Source organism: Neobacillus sp. B4I6 (genome assembly GCF_050434045.1).
In the GTDB taxonomy this organism is placed as follows: Bacteria; Bacillota; Bacilli; order Bacillales; family Cytobacillaceae; genus Neobacillus.
This window is the reverse complement of record NZ_JBNPWB010000002.1, coordinates 4,444,510-4,462,500: the sequence shown is the minus strand read 5'-3', so window position 1 is coordinate 4,462,500 and position 17,991 is coordinate 4,444,510. Positions and strand designations below refer to the sequence as shown.

15 protein-coding genes and 2 pseudogenes are annotated in these 17,991 nt (G+C 36.0%); 12 read left to right on the top strand and 5 right to left on the bottom strand.

Annotated elements, in window-relative coordinates; all coding sequences use genetic code 11:
- The first annotated feature begins 746 nt into the window (after positions 1 to 746).
- Complete coding sequence (locus QF028_RS24285) at positions 747 to 1,142, top strand: helix-turn-helix transcriptional regulator (protein ID WP_251027066.1); 396 nt, start codon at positions 747 to 749, stop codon at positions 1,140 to 1,142.
- A gap of 144 nt (positions 1,143 to 1,286) precedes the next feature.
- Positions 1,287 to 1,430, top strand: coding sequence for a hypothetical protein (locus QF028_RS24280; RefSeq protein WP_429469704.1), 144 nt, complete (start codon positions 1,287 to 1,289; stop codon positions 1,428 to 1,430).
- Positions 1,431 to 1,490: 60 nt separating this feature from the next.
- Here the strand turns inward: QF028_RS24280 and fsa are convergent, their stop codons facing one another.
- Positions 1,491 to 2,159, bottom strand: coding sequence for a fructose-6-phosphate aldolase (fsa, locus tag QF028_RS24275; RefSeq protein ID WP_429469702.1), 669 nt, complete (start codon positions 2,157 to 2,159; stop codon positions 1,491 to 1,493).
- Between the two features lie 17 nt (positions 2,160 to 2,176).
- Complete coding sequence (gene tkt, locus QF028_RS24270; RefSeq protein ID WP_429469700.1) at positions 2,177 to 4,171, bottom strand: transketolase; 1,995 nt, start codon at positions 4,169 to 4,171, stop codon at positions 2,177 to 2,179.
- 260 nt (positions 4,172 to 4,431) lie between these two features.
- Here tkt and QF028_RS24265 point away from each other — a divergent pair, with 260 nt between their 5' ends.
- Both QF028_RS24265 and zwf read left to right on the top strand, forming a co-directional pair.
- Positions 4,432 to 5,181: a DeoR/GlpR family DNA-binding transcription regulator gene (locus QF028_RS24265; protein ID WP_429469698.1), complete on the top strand. Its 750-nt coding sequence runs from the start codon at positions 4,432 to 4,434 to the stop codon at positions 5,179 to 5,181.
- 275 nt (positions 5,182 to 5,456) lie between these two features.
- Positions 5,457 to 6,809 carry a glucose-6-phosphate dehydrogenase gene (gene zwf / locus QF028_RS24260; RefSeq protein ID WP_429469696.1) on the top strand — a complete coding sequence of 451 codons (1,353 nt, stop codon included), beginning with the start codon at positions 5,457 to 5,459 and terminating at the stop codon, positions 6,807 to 6,809.
- A gap of 572 nt (positions 6,810 to 7,381) precedes the next feature.
- On the opposite strand, the pseudogene QF028_RS24255 reads toward zwf, so the two are convergent.
- Positions 7,382 to 7,564 (bottom strand): annotated as a pseudogene (locus QF028_RS24255) (sodium:solute symporter family protein); the annotation flags it as partial.
- A gap of 167 nt (positions 7,565 to 7,731) precedes the next feature.
- Between QF028_RS24255 and QF028_RS24250 the strand changes: the two are divergent.
- The 6 genes from QF028_RS24250 to QF028_RS24225 all read left to right on the top strand — a co-directional run bounded on the left by QF028_RS24250 (position 7,732) and on the right by QF028_RS24225 (position 14,279).
- Entirely contained in the window at positions 7,732 to 8,004 is a 273-nt protein-coding gene (locus QF028_RS24250; protein ID WP_429469694.1) for an HU family DNA-binding protein, read from the top strand.
- 248 nt (positions 8,005 to 8,252) lie between these two features.
- Positions 8,253 to 8,894 (top strand): 5,6-dimethylbenzimidazole synthase, encoded by a 642-nt coding sequence (bluB, locus tag QF028_RS24245; protein WP_429469692.1) that lies wholly within the window; start codon positions 8,253 to 8,255, stop codon positions 8,892 to 8,894.
- Between the two features lie 799 nt (positions 8,895 to 9,693).
- The gene (locus QF028_RS24240) at positions 9,694 to 10,512 is read left to right on the top strand and encodes a LysM peptidoglycan-binding domain-containing protein (protein ID WP_429469690.1); all 819 of its coding nucleotides are present in this window, start codon (positions 9,694 to 9,696) and stop codon (positions 10,510 to 10,512) included.
- A 252-nt stretch (positions 10,513 to 10,764) separates the two neighbouring features.
- Complete coding sequence (locus tag QF028_RS24235) at positions 10,765 to 11,205, top strand: hypothetical protein (RefSeq protein WP_429469688.1); 441 nt, start codon at positions 10,765 to 10,767, stop codon at positions 11,203 to 11,205.
- Positions 11,206 to 12,190: 985 nt separating this feature from the next.
- Positions 12,191 to 13,051, top strand: a complete 861-nt coding sequence (locus QF028_RS24230) for an alpha/beta fold hydrolase (RefSeq protein WP_429469686.1) — start codon at positions 12,191 to 12,193, stop codon at positions 13,049 to 13,051.
- Between the two features lie 526 nt (positions 13,052 to 13,577).
- On the top strand, positions 13,578 to 14,279 hold the full coding sequence (locus QF028_RS24225) for a ZIP family metal transporter (RefSeq protein ID WP_429472507.1): 702 nt from the start codon (positions 13,578 to 13,580) through the stop codon (positions 14,277 to 14,279).
- Positions 14,280 to 14,388: 109 nt separating this feature from the next.
- Here the strand turns inward: QF028_RS24225 and QF028_RS24220 are convergent, their stop codons facing one another.
- Positions 14,389 to 14,586, bottom strand: coding sequence for a hypothetical protein (locus tag QF028_RS24220; protein WP_429469684.1), 198 nt, complete (start codon positions 14,584 to 14,586; stop codon positions 14,389 to 14,391).
- A gap of 6 nt (positions 14,587 to 14,592) precedes the next feature.
- A pseudogene (locus QF028_RS24215) lies at positions 14,593 to 15,135 on the bottom strand (transposase); the annotation flags it as partial.
- Between the two features lie 1,166 nt (positions 15,136 to 16,301).
- Between QF028_RS24215 and QF028_RS24210 the strand changes: the two are divergent.
- Together QF028_RS24210 and QF028_RS24205 are read left to right on the top strand one after the other, a co-directional pair.
- Entirely contained in the window at positions 16,302 to 17,024 is a 723-nt protein-coding gene (locus QF028_RS24210; protein ID WP_429469682.1) for a hypothetical protein, read from the top strand.
- 432 nt (positions 17,025 to 17,456) lie between these two features.
- The gene (locus QF028_RS24205; protein WP_335401955.1) at positions 17,457 to 17,975 is read left to right on the top strand and encodes a DinB family protein; all 519 of its coding nucleotides are present in this window, start codon (positions 17,457 to 17,459) and stop codon (positions 17,973 to 17,975) included.
- Positions 17,976 to 17,991 lie beyond the last annotated feature (16 nt).

Sequence of the window (17,991 nt, the reverse complement as noted above, 5' to 3'; positions counted from 1 at the left end):
GCATCCTTGGTTTATTCCTCGTGAATCAAGAAATCTTCCTATCTTCCTATTCTTCTCCGTGGTTTACTTCCGAATAGTTCAAACATAAAACATTCTACCTTATTAAATCGAGACTATCTGTATGAATAAGACTCTGAAAAATATACATATCGAATTTGGAATTTTATTAAATTGGACTTTGAAGTTTGATATCTGTATTAACTACAAAAGGTTACTTAAACGTATCCCAATCTCGACAATTTTTTTGCTTCAAGGATGGAAAAGTCCTTTATAAGTAAGGGATCATACCAAAACTAAACAAACGTTTGATTAACAAAGGAAAAGGAAAAAAGGTCGAAGAATGTAAGATTACGATGTTTTTTCTAATTTTTGAGAATTAAGAAGAAAACTACAAAAATCGCGTGACAATCTTTTTACATGCTAGGATGAAATATTCCTTTATAAGCAAGGATTCATACCGGAACTAAACAAACGTTTGATTAACAATGGAAAAGAGAAAAAAGGTCGAAGAATGTAAGATTACGATGTTTTTTTCTAATTTTTTAAGAATAAGAAAATAACTCCAATAAATACACGGATAATTCGTGACAAATTGAAATTATAGCTCTAGAACAACTTGTGGCTGCAAAAAAATTTTCTAATTTCAATATGTGCTAAATTCACATCTACTATTATATACACGCCCGGACAACGTATAGTTTATAATTCAAGTAACACCACCAAACGGTCAGCAAGGAGGGTTTGTTTTGAAGGATAATATAATAAAGGAAAAAGAGGTAAAATCACGCAACCGAGATAACTTTTTAATCAAGCAGCGTGCGTTTGTGAAGCTGTATTTGCTCTCGTGGATCGAGCAGGGGAGACCATACGGCCAAGAGATGTTGGATGATTTTTATGAAACATTTAAATATTTTAATTATAAGCCCAACCATTCTGAAGTTTACAAAGGATTACACGAACTGCTGGATGATGGAATCATCACAAGGTCTCGCATTATAAAAGAGGGGTCAAAGCGCCAAGAGCTTAAGGTATATGAAATCGCCAATAAGGATGAAGCTAGACGGTATAAGAAGCAAGTTAAAGAAGATTTAGACCGCAGCATAGGCCTTTTAAATAAAGCAGTTAGAGATAATTATGTATAAACTAATCTATGATAAATATTTTCGCAAAATTAGGCGCTCCATACGATACCTTATCGAATCTCAAGTCGACATGAGTCCGGATGAAACTGTTAATCTCATGAACCATTGAATTAAAACTTTTAGCATATCTTGATTGCAGCTATTTTGCAATTTGCCATTCAGCTATTCTTCTTTATGCATATTCGTAAGGGAGACGGACCAAGATATGTAGAGGGCTTTGAGCAATTTATGAAACGTTATACCAACGGACTTGCAATTGAAAGAGCGGCAATTGAAAATCTTAAATAACAAATTAGGAATTAAAACCACGATAGGGATGAATTTCTCCTGTCGTGGTTTTTATTTAACTTAGTTTTTAAGAGTATTTTCCCAATCAGCAGCAAATTTTTCGATTCCTTGATTAGTAAGTGGATGTTTAGAAATTTGCTCAATGACTGAAAATGGAATCGTTGCAATATGTGCACCTACCATTGCTACACGAGTTACATGATCCGGATGACGAACAGATGCTGCAATAATTTGTGTGTCGAAATTATGAATGCGGAACAATTCAGCTATTTTTGATACTAATTGGACACCGTCTTCGGAAATATCATCTAAGCGGCCTAAAAATGGAGATACATACGTTGCACCAGCACGAGCTGCTAATAGTGCTTGGTTTACTGTAAAGATAAGTGTGACATTTGTTTTAACGCCTTTATCAGCAAGATAACGGCAAGCCTCTAAGCCAGCTAAAGTCATAGGAAGCTTGATTGTAATTTTCTCATCTCCGCCGTTAATTTTAATAAGCTCTTCAGCTTGGGCGATCATTTCATCAGCTGTAATGGCTTCTGGAGCTACTTCAGCGGAAACAGACTCTACTTGTGGAACTACTTGGCAGATTTCTTCAATGCGGTCTTCGAATTTTACGCCTTCCTTCGCAACTAGGGAAGGATTGGTTGTAACACCAGATAAAACGCCAATTTTATATGCCTTTTTAATATCAACAAGATTTGCAGTATCAATAAATAATTTCATCGTATATTTCCTCCATTTTAAGATTGCAGTAGACTTTTTGCAGTTCGAACAACATTTTCTGTCGTAAATCCAAATAGCTCCATGACTGCAGCGCCCGTTCCTGAAGCACCGAATGTTTCAATAGATAATACTTTCCCTTCTGATCCTACATAACGTTCCCATCCAAGAGAGATACCCATTTCTAGTGCCACACGCTTCGTAATAGAAGCAGGGAAGACAAGCTCTTTGTACTCTTTCGGTTGACGATCGAAAAGTTCCCAGCTTGGCATTGCGACAACGCGAACCGATACATTTTCCTTTTCAAGTTCAGCTTTCGCGTTAATGGCTAATGACACTTCCGAACCGGTAGAGATCAAGATAACCTCTGGTTGGTCATTTGTTTGCGTTAATACGTAAGCTCCTTGTGAAAGGTTGTCTAAATTGGCTTGTGTTTCTTGGAACACAGGCAGGTTTTGACGGCTCAGCACCATGGCAACAGGACCGTCTGTTTGTTTTAGTGCATAAGCCCAAGCACTTGCAGTTTCGTTTGCATCTGATGGGCGAATTACGGTTAGCCCTGGGATCGCACGAAGAGAAGCTAGCTGCTCAATTGGCTCATGAGTTGGACCATCTTCACCAACCGCAATCGAATCATGAGTAAATACATAAGTGACTGGAAGCTTTTGCAAGGCTGCCAAACGAATGGATGGTCTGAGATAATCATTGAAAACAAAGAATGTGCTTACAAATGGCTTTACCCCGCCATGAAGAGCCAAACCATTGCCAGCCGCTCCCATTGCGTGTTCCCGAACCCCAAAGTAGATATTTCGTCCGCTAAATGATTCTACCGCGAATGCTGCGTCTTCCTTTATATCTGTCATTGTGGAATGAGAAAGATCCGCACTTCCTCCAAAAATAGAAGGAACTGATTTTACAAAATGGTTTATGGCTTCTCCGCTGGCTACACGAGTTGAGATTGTTTTACCTGTATCAAATGTCAGGATGTCTTCCACATTAATTAAAACTTCTCCCGTGATGGCATGTTCCAGTTCCTTCGCTAATTCAGGATATGTCTCTTGGTAAGACTGGAATAATGCATTCCATTGTTGTTCTTGACTAATTCCTCTTTGTTTTAGCTCTTCAAAATGGGCCTTAACTTCTTCCGGTACAAAGAAATCCTCTTCATATTGCCAGCCATATACCTGTTTTGTTGCACGAGTTTCTTCTGCTTCAAGTGGATTTCCATGTGCCTTGTTTGTTCCTGCAACTTTGGGACTTCCATAACCGATAGTGGTTCTAATTTCGATCAAGGTTGGTTGGTTTGTATTTTGTTTAGCTAATGTAATAGCTTTTGAGATTTCTGCTACATCATTGCCATCTTCTACTCGTAAATATTGCCAATGAGCAGATTCTGTTCGTTTTTGAATGTCCTCTGAAAATGAAAGGTTTAATTCACCGTCCAAAGAAATATCATTTGAGTCATATAATGCAATTAAATTTCCTAGTTTCATATGGCCGGCCATAGACATGGCCTCATAAGAGATGCCTTCCATTAAATCTCCATCGCCAACTAAAGCATATGTATAATGGTCAATTACAGGGTATCCATCCCGATTGAATTTTGCAGCTAAATGCGCTTCCGCCATCGCCATTCCTACTGCATTTGCAATTCCTTGCCCTAAAGGCCCAGTTGTCGCTTCAACACCTTCTGTGTGACCAAATTCGGGATGACCAGGTGTTCTGCTATTAAGCTTTCTAAAACTTTTTAAATCTTCTAAAGATACGTTGTACCCAGCTAAATGAAGCAAACTATACAACAAGCTAGACCCGTGTCCGGCAGAAAGAATAAATCGATCTCGATTAAACCATTTTGCATTTGCAGAATTATGATTTAGATGATGCGCCCAGAGTGCATATGCCATTGGAGCAGCCCCCATAGGTAAGCCTGGATGACCGGAATTAGCACTATTGATCGCGTCAATTGATAAGGTGCGAATCGTATTTACAGCAAGTGTTTCAATACTATTATTCATCTTTTTTTCCTCCTTTTATTTCGTGTGATTTTTAAATTAGCACAAAATGTGAGTATTAGGTTTCTTGCCTCAAATGATTTCTTGTTTTTGCATTTTAAAGCTAGTTTTTTCGTGTTTGAGAATATTTTATCTTTATAAACAAGAAAAAACAAGAAAAAACAAGAAAAATTTTGCCGGATTTTTTTTAGAATTGGTGAATTTAAGAAAAAAATATATAATATAAGAAAAAACATGCAAAAACACGGAGGCTGATCAATGTTATGCTTAGAAAAGAACGACAAAGCAAAATTTTACAAATACTTGAAAAAGAAGGGAAAGTCGTTGCTAAAGAATTAAGCATGAAATGGGATGTTTCCGAGGACACAATTAGACGAGATTTAAGGGAAATGGATTCATTTGGTCTTCTCAAAAGAGTACACGGCGGGGCATTTCCTGCATCTGCGAGCGCTTTAACCTTTTCTGAAAGAACGGAAGAAAATATAGATGCAAAAAAAGAATTAGCCTTAAAATCGGTGAAGATTATTAAAGATGGACAAGTTATTTTAATAGATGGAAGTACAACAAATCTTTTTCTGGCTCAAGAAATTCCAATGGAGTTTAAAGGGACCATTATTACGAATAGTCCCTCTATTAGTTTGGCATTATCAAAACATCCAAATACAGATATCATCCTTTTGGGTGGAACCTTTTTTAAGGAATCTTTTGTAACTGTAGGATTAGATGTAATTGAAGTGCTTAAAAATATTAGAGCCGATCTTTGTTTTTTAGGAGTGTATTCCTTGCACCCTGACTTTGGTATCAGCATTCCTCATATAGAAGAGTCTCATGTTAAACGTCAGATGATTAAAAGTTCAAATAAAATCGCAACCCTGGTAACAAGAAGTAAACTTAATACAATTTCCAATTACTTGGTTGGTCCTGTTTCAGAACTTGATTACTTAATTACGGAAGATGGTCCTCTAAGTCATAATTTAAACAAGTATATGGAATTAGGTATCGAAATTATTTAACTATAGTAGTTATTTTATATTTGAGCTAAAGCAGCTAATAGCTTTTACATTCTTCTATAAAAAGTTTAAAAACGTCATGATATACTAAAAATGTCCATGCTAAATAACCTTCCTCATTTTTCTTAATGGAAGGTTTTGTTGTTTTTAATTAGATATAGGTTCTAAGCTACATCTTGGGATGTAGTTCTACGTTTTAGTAAGGCATAAAAACAATGTAAGTGCTAATTTACACAGGCAATGATAACTACCTCCATGAGAAATGTGGGCATCCACCAGTGCGATCATATTTTTACTCATCCGGAAGAAGGCAATGGTCTGATTTTACATTTCAAACGCATGTCAGAGAATCAATCAAAACATTCTCTAGGCGTTCAAGTGATGAGCTTTCAAAAATGGATACATTTTTACATGCCTTTTGCTATCAGGCTCTCGATGTAACCGATTGTGAAGGGTATAAAACGTTACTGGAAACCATTCAAAGAGGTGAAGAGCAGTTAGATATCCCTGAAAACCGCATGTTCTACTTATCCGTTGCTCCAGAATTCGTTAATGACATCACATTGAATATTAAGGAAAGTGGTTTGGGGTCTACACAAGGATGGAGGAGGCTTATTATCGAAAAACCATTTGGTCATGATTTAAGATCAGCACGAGAATTAAATCAAAAATTAAGTCAGGGATTTGAAGAAAATGAGATTTATCGTATTGATCATTATCTAGGTAAGCCAATGGTTCAAAACCTAGAAGCATTAGAGTTAGCTAATCCTGTAATTCGAACATTATGGAACAACCAACATGTCGCCAATATACAAATTACAGCTAGTGAAACAGTCGGCTTGGAAGGGAGAGCGGATTATTATGATCAGGCGGGGGCCATTCGGGATATGTTTCAAAATCATTTGCTGCAATTACTGATGATGACCGCCATGCACCTACCAGAAAAAGGTACTCCCAAAGAGATCAGCAGTGAGAAGATAAGAATTATGGAATCTCTTCGACCGCCCCGGAAAGAAGATGTCGTTACAAATGTTATTCGCGGTCAATATGGTCCAGGAGAGATTCTAGGGACTAGGGTTGTTGGATATATAGATGAACCTGGAATCGCCACTTCTTCAACCAATGATACTTTTATTGCCGCCCGTTTATGGCTTGATGATTCTTTTTGGCAGGGGGTACCATTCTATATCCGAACGGGGAAAAGAATGCAAGAAAAATCGACACGAATTGTTATTGAATTTAAAAAAATTTCAAAAGAACACTATGAATCACAGCGGGAAAAAATAGTTCCTAATCTTATGATAATCCAAATAAATCCACATGAAGGTGTTTCCTTACAATTAAATATGAAAAATCCATTAACAAATCAAATTGAACCTATCACTGTAGATTTTTCTTCTAGCTCGAAAAATGTACCAGAAGTGTATGAACTTCTACTATTCGATGCTTTGCGTGGTGATTCAACATTCTTTGCCCATTGGAAAGAAGTTGAATTATCGTGGAAATGGGTACAGCCAGTGTTAGATATATTTGAGGAAAATTCTATTCCTCTTTATTCCTATCCTTCATGCTCAATGGGACCAGGTGCTTCGGATCAACTACTGCAGGAGGATGGTTTTAATTGGTGGTAGTCATAAGGTGTTTATTATTTAGTTTTTTATATGAGAAAAATTATAAAAGAAACGAGGTGCAGCTATAAGAAGGTAACACATACAGGTTTAGAATAATCACAAATGGAAATTAGGAGCTTACAAACTACAAGGTATACTACCATGAAAATAAGTTTCTTCAAGATTAGAAAAATGACAATACTTAAGAAGACCCTGCTCAATCGTTAAAAAAAAGAGGAGAGCGATAATTAATAAGTCTATGGATTAGGGTTGACTGGATTAAGGTCAGTATCAGTATTGACACTTCCTAACCATTTTCATTCTCTGTGGTGCAGCCCTGATTTTTTGCTGCATGGATGGCTAACGGGAATAATGGAGAATACAGTATTACTATAAATGCCAAGATTAAAGGACACCCTTAATAATAGGGTGCCCTTAATAAACTAATCAAACCTTGTTTAAATTTGCTGCTTAGTATAACAACGAAAAGAGTTACTTTTAGTTGAATCTGTTTGTAAAAGGTGCAAAATATGTTATCCTACCACCTCAAACAACACCGCCAATTCCGCCGCCGCTTCCGTTAGCGGCTAGCACACTAACGCACTTGGAAAAAGCAGTCCAAATAATAATGCCAAGCCAATGACTACAAATACCATATAACGGGTGACCATCGTTAGTTTGACGGAAGATGCATTCGGATTTATCAGGTCCCGATAAATATTGTTGGCAAATAGATTGGAAGCACCAATCGCCATAAGTGAACAAGGGACTAAGGAAAATACATCTTATTTCGCTAAAGAGCCAGTCTAACCATTAATCTTCATGAAAAATTACGAATTTATCTTTCTTTTATCTAATCTTATAAAGTGACAAAGATGTAGAACATATGTTATGTTTTTTATCCCTACATAATTTCAAAAATAAAAAGAAGAGGTGTTTGAATATGAATAAAACAGAATTAGTGAATGCTGTTGTAACACGGACAGAATTAACAAAGAAAGATGCTGCGAATGCGGTCGATGCATTGTTTGAAACAATTTCTAATACTCTTGCTAAAGAAGAGAAAATCCAGTTGATTGGATTTGGGACATTTGAAGTGCGTGAGCGTGCAGCTCGAACAGGTCGTAACCCACAAACTGGTGAAGAAATTCAGATTTCTGCTTCTAAAGTTCCAGCTTTTAAACCAGGCAAGGAATTAAAAGAAGCTGTTAAATAAGTTTCTATATTTCTTACAGAACTGGCTCTAAGGAGTGATCCCTAGAGCCTTTTTGTGTATTGAAATAGTGGTTTAACGGGGAGAGGTATTGTTTACCATATTGCAATATTATTGTAGAGATCAGGAGGAATTAGAATACTTATTAAGGTGGATTGTGAAGAACTTCACTTAAACTAAAGGGGCAGGATAGCGAAAAATGATTTATATTAAAATAAGCATTTTTAATAAAGCAAAGGGAGAAAAATCTTATGTTTTCTAATGAAGAAAGAGATTCTATTTATAAAGTTATTTATAACAGGAGAGATATTCGAAGTTTCTTGTCGACTCCTATCCCCGAAAACACGATACATAAAATATTAAACGCAGCCCATCATGCACCTTCAGTAGGATTTATGCAACCTTGGAACTTTATTTTAATTTCCTCTGACGAAGTTAAAGAAAAATTAGCTTGGGCAGCAGAAAAAGAAAGACAAGCATTAGCTATCCATTATGATGGGGAAAAAGAAATGAAATTTCTTGATTTGAAAATTGAGGGCTTAAAAGAAGCTCCTATAACTATTTGTGTAACATGTGACCCTACAAGAGGAGGCTCCCATGTATTAGGACGAAATTCAATTCCTGAAACAGATATTTTATCAACAGCCTGTGCTATTCAAAATATGTGGTTAGCATCTTGTGCTGAAGGATTGGCGATGGGATGGGTAAGTTTTTATAAAAAGAATGATATTCGAGATATTTTAGAAATACCACCACATATTGACCCTATTGCTCTTATATCTATTGGTTACACTGATGACTACCCAGAAAAACCTATTTTAGAATTAGCTAATTGGGAAAAAAGACGTTCTTTAGAACATCTTATTTTCGAAAATAAATGGGGAAGAAATTAAAAGGTTATTAAAGTAACGGGTGCTTTAGTAAAAAAACAAATCCTGACTTATTTCTTTATTTTATAGATAAGTCGGGATTTTTATGATGGAAATTCTTAACGTTGTAAATACGCACTTTCCTGACGCTACTCCATAACGGAAGAGATCAATAGAAAATTTACTGAAATGGTTAGTTGCGAAAAAGTCGCACAATAATTACATATTGAGCAAATTTTATGATAATGTAACCAGGAATGAATAAACTTTATTCAGCAAGATAGTCATATAGACTACCAGTTTTTTATTAATAGGTCTTCCATTGAGGACATTAAATAATGAAGAACAACTCACAATCACCAGAATAGTAAAGGAAGTTTCCAATTGCATGTAAATTATGCGAAGAAATAAGTGTTGTTGCTATTAAAATTGAAAAGAAGGAAATTACAAATTTTATTGTACTATTCCCGGGCACAAAGAATCCGATATAGTTGGCAAGGCTTTTATTGTTTTTTCGCACATCTCTTTAACTGTTAATTAAGCACTTTAAAGCTCTAGATTATACAGAACTTACCTCGGGTAGCAGTACTACGGACTGATTCAACGTATTTTTCTGCAATCTACCTCAAATGGGGGATTATTAAAGAATCATTTTTGATCAAGTTAAGATATTTTACAATGTCTTTTAATTCTATCTAATTATTTTGACTAAACTGAACCTTTACATTTCCATGTCTTTCCTCTATTGGTCTAGAAATCTATCAAAAAATTATTTACAATAAAACAAGTTCAGTTTTTAACAATCAGGAGGTTAATCATAAAAATGATAAAGCAAGTTTCAACACTAGCTGTAACGATCGCATTAGGAGCTGCATTATTTTCTCAATCTGCAGAAGCAGCTAGCGTCCAAGTTAAAAAAGGCGACACACTATGGGGTTTCTCACGCCAATACGGCACTTCAGTTTCGAATATTAAACAAGTAAATGGTTTAAATAATGACATTATTTATGTAGGACAAACAGTGACAATTCCAGAATCAGGGACAGGCTCTGCTCCAAAAGCTTCATCTGGAACATACATAGTCAAAAGCGGGGATAGCCTTTGGTTAATTGCAAATAACTTCTCCACATCGGTTTCCCAATTAAAAGCCGCTAACAATCTATCAAGTGATATTATTTACCCAGGCCAAACATTGAAATTGACCGCGGTGGCAGGGGCGACAACCTCTACACCATCACCTGTACCAGCACAAGTTTCAGCACCGGCAACATCGTCATCTTCTTCACTTGATGTAAATAGACTGATTTCAACTGCGAAGTCACTGATTGGCACACCTTATGTCTGGGGAGGAACATCGCCAAGCGGATTTGATTGCAGTGGCTTCATCTACTATGTAATCAACAAGCAAAAGCCGTTTCCCCGTCTAACCACGTCTGGGTACTGGGCAAAAGGGTCATCCGTAGCTGTACCGCAGGCAGGAGACTTTGTATTCTTTGAAACGTACGCGCCGGGTCCTTCTCATATGGGAATTTATCTGGGAGATGGTAAATTCATTTCCGCAGGTTCTTCCAGAGGGGTAGAAATTTCCAGCTTAAATAATCCATATTGGAGCCCACGTTATTTAGGGGCGAAACGTTTATAGTAGAACTTTTCATAAGATTACAACAGGTAGTGAAGGTCCACTTCGACGAGAGTGGACTTTTTTCCATTTGTATTAAATTGACGCAACTAAGTAGAGGAATTAAAAAGGGATTATGAAAAATCGCTTGTTGTTAGTGGGCAATACGTTCTGCCTTAACTGTTCTATCGTAATATGCTCCTCTATTTATAGTGAAAGCATATTACCAAACCTCTTATTAACCTCCTTTAGTTATCTTTACCTGATTTTTGTTGCATGAATATTGATATCAGGATTGTAAAAGAGAATCACGAACGCTTAGACGTTCGATTTCGTGATTTTGTTTTGGATGCTTATATTGATAAGACAACACCGGAAATCATGACATTATCTACCTTTGAGCTGTTATATTTGCTTAAATTGATACGGAAAGAGCGCAATGACATGTATCATCATATGCATGTGTTTCGCCGTGCTGGTGAAGAAAGCAATGATTTTAAAGAAGCTGAAAAGGAATCAGTCCGGGATTATTTGTATTTCACAAAAAAGGCGTTTGTTGTGGAAAACATCATTCGGGCCCGTTTAGGGTATGTACCGGACCGGATCACGGAAAGTTATCTGGTAAAGTATGTGCAAAATATCAAAAATGACAACAAAACTGGTCCTATGATTATTCGAACACAGCGGAAGGAAAAAAAGGTCAATGAAAAGGGCTAATGTTGCTTTTAAAGATAGCGGGAAGTCGGGTATACCTATTTTTGTATACAGCCATGCAAAAGTGTCACCTCTGCCATGACGAGAGCCACCCTATGATACGTTGACGGACCAGACGTGCACTTTACATGGAGAGGCGGGCATGATAGCCTTGTTGGCTTAGCCAGCCTTATGAATGCTGGCTTTTTGGCTGAGAATCCATGCCCGTAGAGGCTCCATGTAAAGTGACAATCAATTGCAGAACCCTTTTTTATTGGTGGCTGTCCTACTGGCACTTGTGGCTCTCAACTTTGGCATTAGAGGCACTGAGTCATGGCAATATTCAATTTTATAATACTCTTGTACTTGAGTATTGTAGGTTACTGCTATTGCTCTGGCTGATCCCCGTTTCCGTGAATAAAGATATATAAAAAAAGCTGATTTCCCTTAGCGTACGAGAAATCAGCTTTTTTTTTCCATTTAGTAATTAGTGTGAGTTGCACGTCAAAATGTTGGAGGTACTCCTAGCGTAAAAAAAATCAGGGTTTTATCTTCTGAAAAATGTCTAACATACGATATCCGCGTTTTGTCGGCAGGACTCCTTGTTGGATGACAATAGAGATGTTTCATTACAAATAAAGTTGTTACATTTACAATAAAGGTGTTTAAAAACGCCAGTCATGTTATTCCATTAAAGGGCCAGATAATGGAATAAGAGGTCATAATAAACCCCATTTTTTTTACAGCCATCAGGTGTACTTGAGAGTGCGAAATCGTTGATTTATCGAAGTTCTATAAAATCCTGAATAAACGACTAAAACAAAAAAACGCTAATTTTTTGTGTGCCAAGGGATTCACGTTTTTCCTACATCCTAAAATGTGCGATTATTGTTAACTAGTTTTGTATGGAATATATAAAGAGGAATACTCTTTAACTGATACGAATCTATTGTAAGGTAAGCAATAATAAATTCAATCTAACCTTGTATACAGAGGAGTGAAACTATATATGTCAAACATTTTAAAAAGTACATACCCAGTAGATACATTCACTCAATCAACACTTACATCACAAGATGGTACAGTTATTAGTTATCAAAGTATCGGTCAAGGACCCAGTCTTATTCTAATCCATGGTGCATTAAATGATTCGAGGGACCTTAGCAAGCTTGCCCAAGAACTATCGGATTCATTTACAGTCCACATCATTGATCGAAGAGGACGAGGGATGAGTGGACCTCAGGGAAGTGAGTATTCTATTAACAAGGAATGCGAAGATATTCAAGCGCTACAAAAAGTAACAGGTGCAATTTATGTATTTGGACACAGTTATGGTGGACTCGTAGCTTTAGAAACTGCACGTACGTTTCAATCTTTTACCAAAATAGCTCTGTATGAACCTGGAGTTTCTATAGGTTCATTACCAACAGAGTGGGACTGGATATTAAAATATGAAAAGGCCATGAACCAAAAAGATTTTAGAGAAGCATTTACTAGTTTTGTAAAGGGTGCAGGCCATAGTCCTTTAACAAGAATGCCAAACTGGTACGCAAAACTTATCTTACGTATGGTAATACGTGGAGATCATTGGATTAAAATAAAAGAATTATTACCAGCAAATTTATGTGAGCATAGGGAAGTAAAACGCTTAGAAGGCACTTACAACAATTATCAAATCATTAATGCAAATATATTATTAGTTTCTGGAGAAAAAAGTTCAGAAACAGTGCACCAAATGATTCGAATATTAAGTCGAACAATTCCAAAAATACAAACATTAATGCTCCCAAAATTACATCATCTTTCTCCTTGTAATGAACATAATCCAATTGAAGTTGCAAGACACATAAAGCAATATTTTCTTAGTTAAGATCTATATAATATTTCGAAAATTCAACATATTATAATCATTTTTTATAACTACCGATAACACTTGATTATGTAACAAAAAGGTGAATTTAATATGCACCCGTAATGATACTAATTATTATAAATTAAGTTCTTCCACAATCGGGCGCTTTAATGGAGTAACGAAAAGGAGCCCAATTTCTCTATTATAATATAGAGGAATTGGGCTTATTAATATTCGATTTTCCTTAACGTAGTAAATTCGCATTTTCCTGACACTACGCCTGGAAGTAAAAATGGAGTAAGTAGATACTTGTCAAAACACAAAAGGGGAGCACATCTTCACGCATATGGTTCATTAAAAACAACAATATGCTTTTGAATATTGTTACAACGAAAGACGATTAGCCTTACTTCTGTAGGAAGTAAGGCTAATCGTCTATGATTTTAGGTTAATTGAAACCTGTCTTTTTTACAGTGGTTGTACATATAATGCAATAAAAAATGATTAAAGGTGGTTTTATGTGGGGACCAATTTAGGAATAATTATGAGTGCATTATGTACTGCGGTTGGAGCGGTGCCTGCTTTGTTATTAAACAATGTATCGCACCGCGTTAAGGATAATTTATTGGCATATAGTGCAGGGATTATGGTTGCAGCATCTACCTATGCATTAATTCCTTCTACCTTAAAGCTTTCAAACATGTTCGTATTAACTTTAGGGATTTTACTCGGGACAGCTATGCTTACCATATTAGAAATTATCTTACCACATGAAGAAGTTGACCATTCAACCCATGGTTCTGGACAAGCAAGGCCACTTCTATTAATAGCTGCTATGGCTATACATAATATACCAGAGGGACTGTCAGTAGGAGTCAGCTATGCTAGTAAATATGAGGGTTTAGGATCCCTTGTTTCCTTTTCAATTGGACTTCAAAATATACCGGAAGGATTTCTTGTATGCTTATTTTTAGTTTCTAATCGTATTCCTAAAGTACAAGCTTTTTTATATACTGCTTTTACAGGAGCTATTGAGTTTGTATCAGCTTTTCTTGGAATCCATTTAACTGACCTATTCCTTAATATCGTACCATATGGACTAGCATTTGCAGCCGGAGCCATGCTTTTTGTTGTGTATAAAGAGTTAATTCCTGAAAGCCATGGAGATGGAAACGAACGATCGGCAACCTTTTCTTTTGTCATGGGACTATTAACGATGATTTTTATTATTGAGTTGTCAATCTAAATAAAAAAATAAACCTTTTTATCTTGGGATTAAACTAGTAAGTTGAGTTTAATCCCATTTTTATTGTCGAAATATTATATATGTTTTTTGGTATAGAAGCTTTAATCTCTTAAGTTTGGAGAAAGCTAAGATTTCCTTTACCAGAATAAGCAGTATCTGCGAGTACTTCATCAATGGTTATTTTTTGTTCAATCGTCTTGTTCACTAACGTTTGAAGCTGTTTCCCATCATCTTCATTTCTGAGGTTACATGAGGTTTTTATATCCGTAAAAAGTTCTAGACTTAGACTTTCTCCCAAAACGTGCATCAGGGTCTACTGCAGAGGAAATTCCTTTATTAGTAATAGTCTCTCATCTTCAATAATTTGCTTTATGACGGTTATCTTCTCAAGCAAGCTGCCTTCGGCATCTGGGAGTTTGTCCTCCAACACATCCTTTAGCTCCACCAAATATTGCAAAAGTTGTTTCGCTTTTTCTTCATCAATACCATCTAATTGTGGAAACTTAGGAAGCCTTTTATAAAGATTGGAATACTGTTTCTTTACCCCTTTTAATAGTCGATTAGCAGCTTTTTTTAAAACATCTAAAGGCTTATCCTTGGCTGCGTTTGCGATAGTATGTGTTGAATCGATAATGAGGGTGTTTGACTTTATTAATCCTTTTTCCACGCATTGCTTAACAATATGGACTAATACCTTTTCAATTAGATTAGCTCCAAGTCTATGTACACGGAATCGACTAAGCTGAGAAGAATCTGGTAAGGTATCTTCTGGATTTAAACCTAAGAACCACTTATATGCTAAATTGTATTGGGAATCCTCAATCACTCTCTCATCTGATAAATTGTACAAAAATTGAAGAAAAAGGAGAGACGGAACAGCAGCTCTGGCTCATTAGCTGGTCTTCCGTAATACACACAATAAGATTCTTGAACTAATTCATCAATAAAAGAAAAATCCACTAATTCATGAATTCGTTTTAACAGATGATCTTCAGGAACAAAAGAGTATAGTTCTGAGTGAAAAGAAAGACTTAATTGATTATGATTTAGTAACAGTGCATTAACCCCAATACAGAATGATATATCTTTATTTTAACAAAAAAACGCCCCGAAGGGCGTATCTTCTAAAAAATGTAAGTGTTTTGCAGTGTCCTCTTTGAAAGAATGTCTTTTACTAATTTTTTAACCAATTTACTTTTGTCATGTATTTTTTAATAATGTGTACATGAATTTTAATTAAACTTCATAAAGGATTACTATACCTTTCAATGATAAAGTCAATAAAATATCTACTTGCTATTGGCAATACCCTTTATTTTTGTATGCCAGCCTGATTGTACGAACAACAGATGGAGAGATTGCTTTTGTTATAATATTATACGGGCATCTACTTAAGACAAGTTTTGGTAAAATTGAATCAGTGGTGCACCGTGGTCGCTGGAGTCAGACTAATGGACGGGCTCTATAGCACCATAATGTATCGCCCTTCCTCTCCAGCCATTAAAACAGAATAGACCGCATAATTTCTTTTCATTCTCTGTGGTGCAGCTCGATTTTGCGCTGCGTGGGTGACTAAACCAGCTAATAGAAGCTAAGTATTATTCAGTTAAAGGGCGCGATTGCAGAACAATGAGCAGTCGCTTTTTACTAGTCGGATTCATAAATGATTGGATGTAAATAATTAAGAAACCCAGCTAATCTTCTCATGTGAAGGTAGCTGGGTTTTTAATGTTGGAAGTGCAAAATAACACTTAAAATATACGCAAATTATCGGTAAAAGTGACAGTCTAGCAGATTACCTCTCAAAACCGTGCTAAAAATAGGTGCTAATTGGTTTACTAATCGTATGTTCAATTTTAAATTATGGAGGAAGATAATCACTGAAGTTTAATAAGCCGAAAAACAACAAAGCAGAAAATGTAGAATGGCTTATTTCTGAGCGAATGATCGTGAAAAACTATGTAAATGATTCTAATTGTTCACTTCTTTTTGGAAATCCTAAGTAAGAAGGAATGATACCCTGTGAAGAAATTTTTTATATGTTTATTAATAATGGTTTTAGTTTGTCATACAGGAAAAGTGCATGCAGCTCAAAGAGTTGTAACATCACATATCATATCGGATGTATGGTATGAAAACGTTTTTCTAATTGCTGATAAAGTAGATAATATGGCTACTAAGAACTTTACTGTTCAAGTTGGCGGTGGAGTTGATAGCGTTGGAGGCGAATATCTGTACAACTTCCCAAATTGGTACAATGATAAGTTTGCCCCTAAATTATTTTATGAAGATATAAATGGCGATGGACTAAAAGATGTTATAGTCGCTTTGATTTCTGGAGCAGGTGTGGCATTATCCACAAAAGAAACTCATGTATTGAATCAAGCCCGTGACCCTTATACGAGATACGAAGAGGTACCAGTTGAATCCATTAATGATGCAGTCAAACGACTTGTAAAAATGGAACGAAAAGGCAACGAAATTACTGTTTTAATCGGTAAAAAGAAATATCTAGTGGACTTTTTAAAATTTGGTTACCAGCCTTCTGTTGACCCTCCTGGAGTAGGTGCAATGGAAGATTATAAACTAGAAAATGGTGTTCTTTATGGCGATACAAACGTATCTGTATCTATCCCTGAGGCATTTATAGGCAGTTTAAAAGTTAAATACGCTTGGGATGGCAAAATGTATAAAGCTGAATCTATTACGTTTAAGGAAGCAGAGCCACTTAAGCCATCAAGTTGATTACCACTAATTAATCCTAGGGTATTAAGTCGGTGAACAATACAATGAGGTAGCACAGTAGTAAATATTAAAGCAGATGATTATGTTAAATCATCTGCTTTTTCTATCGCTAATTTACTGTCGAAATTGCTGCGATTTCTTGTGCTATTGAGGTTGTTTTTTACTCTTTTGTACTTCAAAACCGAACCCGTTACTTTACTGGTGACACTTTTATTTATTAAAGTTATTGACAAAAGTTAATGAACAATACGAAAAACAATGTGCAATTAAAGAGCAGCTTATTCAATAAAAGGGCGCGCTTCTTAAATAAGAAGGTGTCCTTTTTGTATTGGGACAAATTGTGGAATAAGGGAAGAAATTTTTTATTTAAAAGAAGGAAACATCTATTTTTAATAGAATTTAAGTACTTTAATTAAGAGGAGGATGATCTTGTTGGAGAGAAGAAATTTACTGGTATCTCCATTACCAGAATATGAAGAAGAAATTGGCCGATGGCTATGGTGTTTAGAAGATGTTCGCCGTACTCTTATAACAGAATTAACTGGAATCAGCCAAAGTATACTCGACACAAAAATTGATGAAAGACAAACGATTGGCTCGATATTATATCACATTGCATTAATCGAGGCAGATTGGTTATATGTAGAGGTCCTTGGTGCTGAATGGGATCCCGAAATAAGCTCGTTGTTTCCGTTAGATAGCCGTTCTGAAGACGGCTCATTAACCCACATTGAAGGACAAAGTTTAGAAGAACATTTTTACCGCCTTAATAAGGTGCGTGAAGTATTTCTTTCTCACTTTCGTTCAATGGACCTAACGGATTGGCGAAAACCGAGGGTACTTGAACATTATGACGTCACACCTGAGTGGGTTGTTTACCATTTGATTGAACATGAATCACATCATAGGGGTCAGATTTTCCAGTTGCTTAGGAAATTACGGAATGATTAAGATTTTAAAGAGAGGT

Excerpts from the sequence above, each read along its gene's own strand:
- fsa (WP_429469702.1), bottom strand. The coding sequence starts at position 2,159 with ATGAAATTATTTATTGATACTGCAAATCTTGTTGATATTAAAAAGGCA.
- tkt (WP_429469700.1), bottom strand. The coding sequence starts at position 4,171 with ATGAATAATAGTATTGAAACACTTGCTGTAAATACGATTCGCACCTTA.
- QF028_RS24265 (WP_429469698.1), top strand. The coding sequence starts at position 4,432 with ATGCTTAGAAAAGAACGACAAAGCAAAATTTTACAAATACTTGAAAAA.
- QF028_RS24250 (WP_429469694.1), top strand. The coding sequence starts at position 7,732 with ATGAATAAAACAGAATTAGTGAATGCTGTTGTAACACGGACAGAATTA.
- bluB (WP_429469692.1), top strand. The coding sequence starts at position 8,253 with ATGTTTTCTAATGAAGAAAGAGATTCTATTTATAAAGTTATTTATAAC.
- QF028_RS24240 (WP_429469690.1), top strand. The coding sequence starts at position 9,694 with ATGATAAAGCAAGTTTCAACACTAGCTGTAACGATCGCATTAGGAGCT.
- QF028_RS24235 (WP_429469688.1), top strand. The coding sequence starts at position 10,765 with ATGAATATTGATATCAGGATTGTAAAAGAGAATCACGAACGCTTAGAC.
- QF028_RS24230 (WP_429469686.1), top strand. The coding sequence starts at position 12,191 with ATGTCAAACATTTTAAAAAGTACATACCCAGTAGATACATTCACTCAA.
- QF028_RS24225 (WP_429472507.1), top strand. The coding sequence starts at position 13,578 with ATGAGTGCATTATGTACTGCGGTTGGAGCGGTGCCTGCTTTGTTATTA.
- QF028_RS24220 (WP_429469684.1), bottom strand. The coding sequence starts at position 14,586 with ATGCACGTTTTGGGAGAAAGTCTAAGTCTAGAACTTTTTACGGATATA.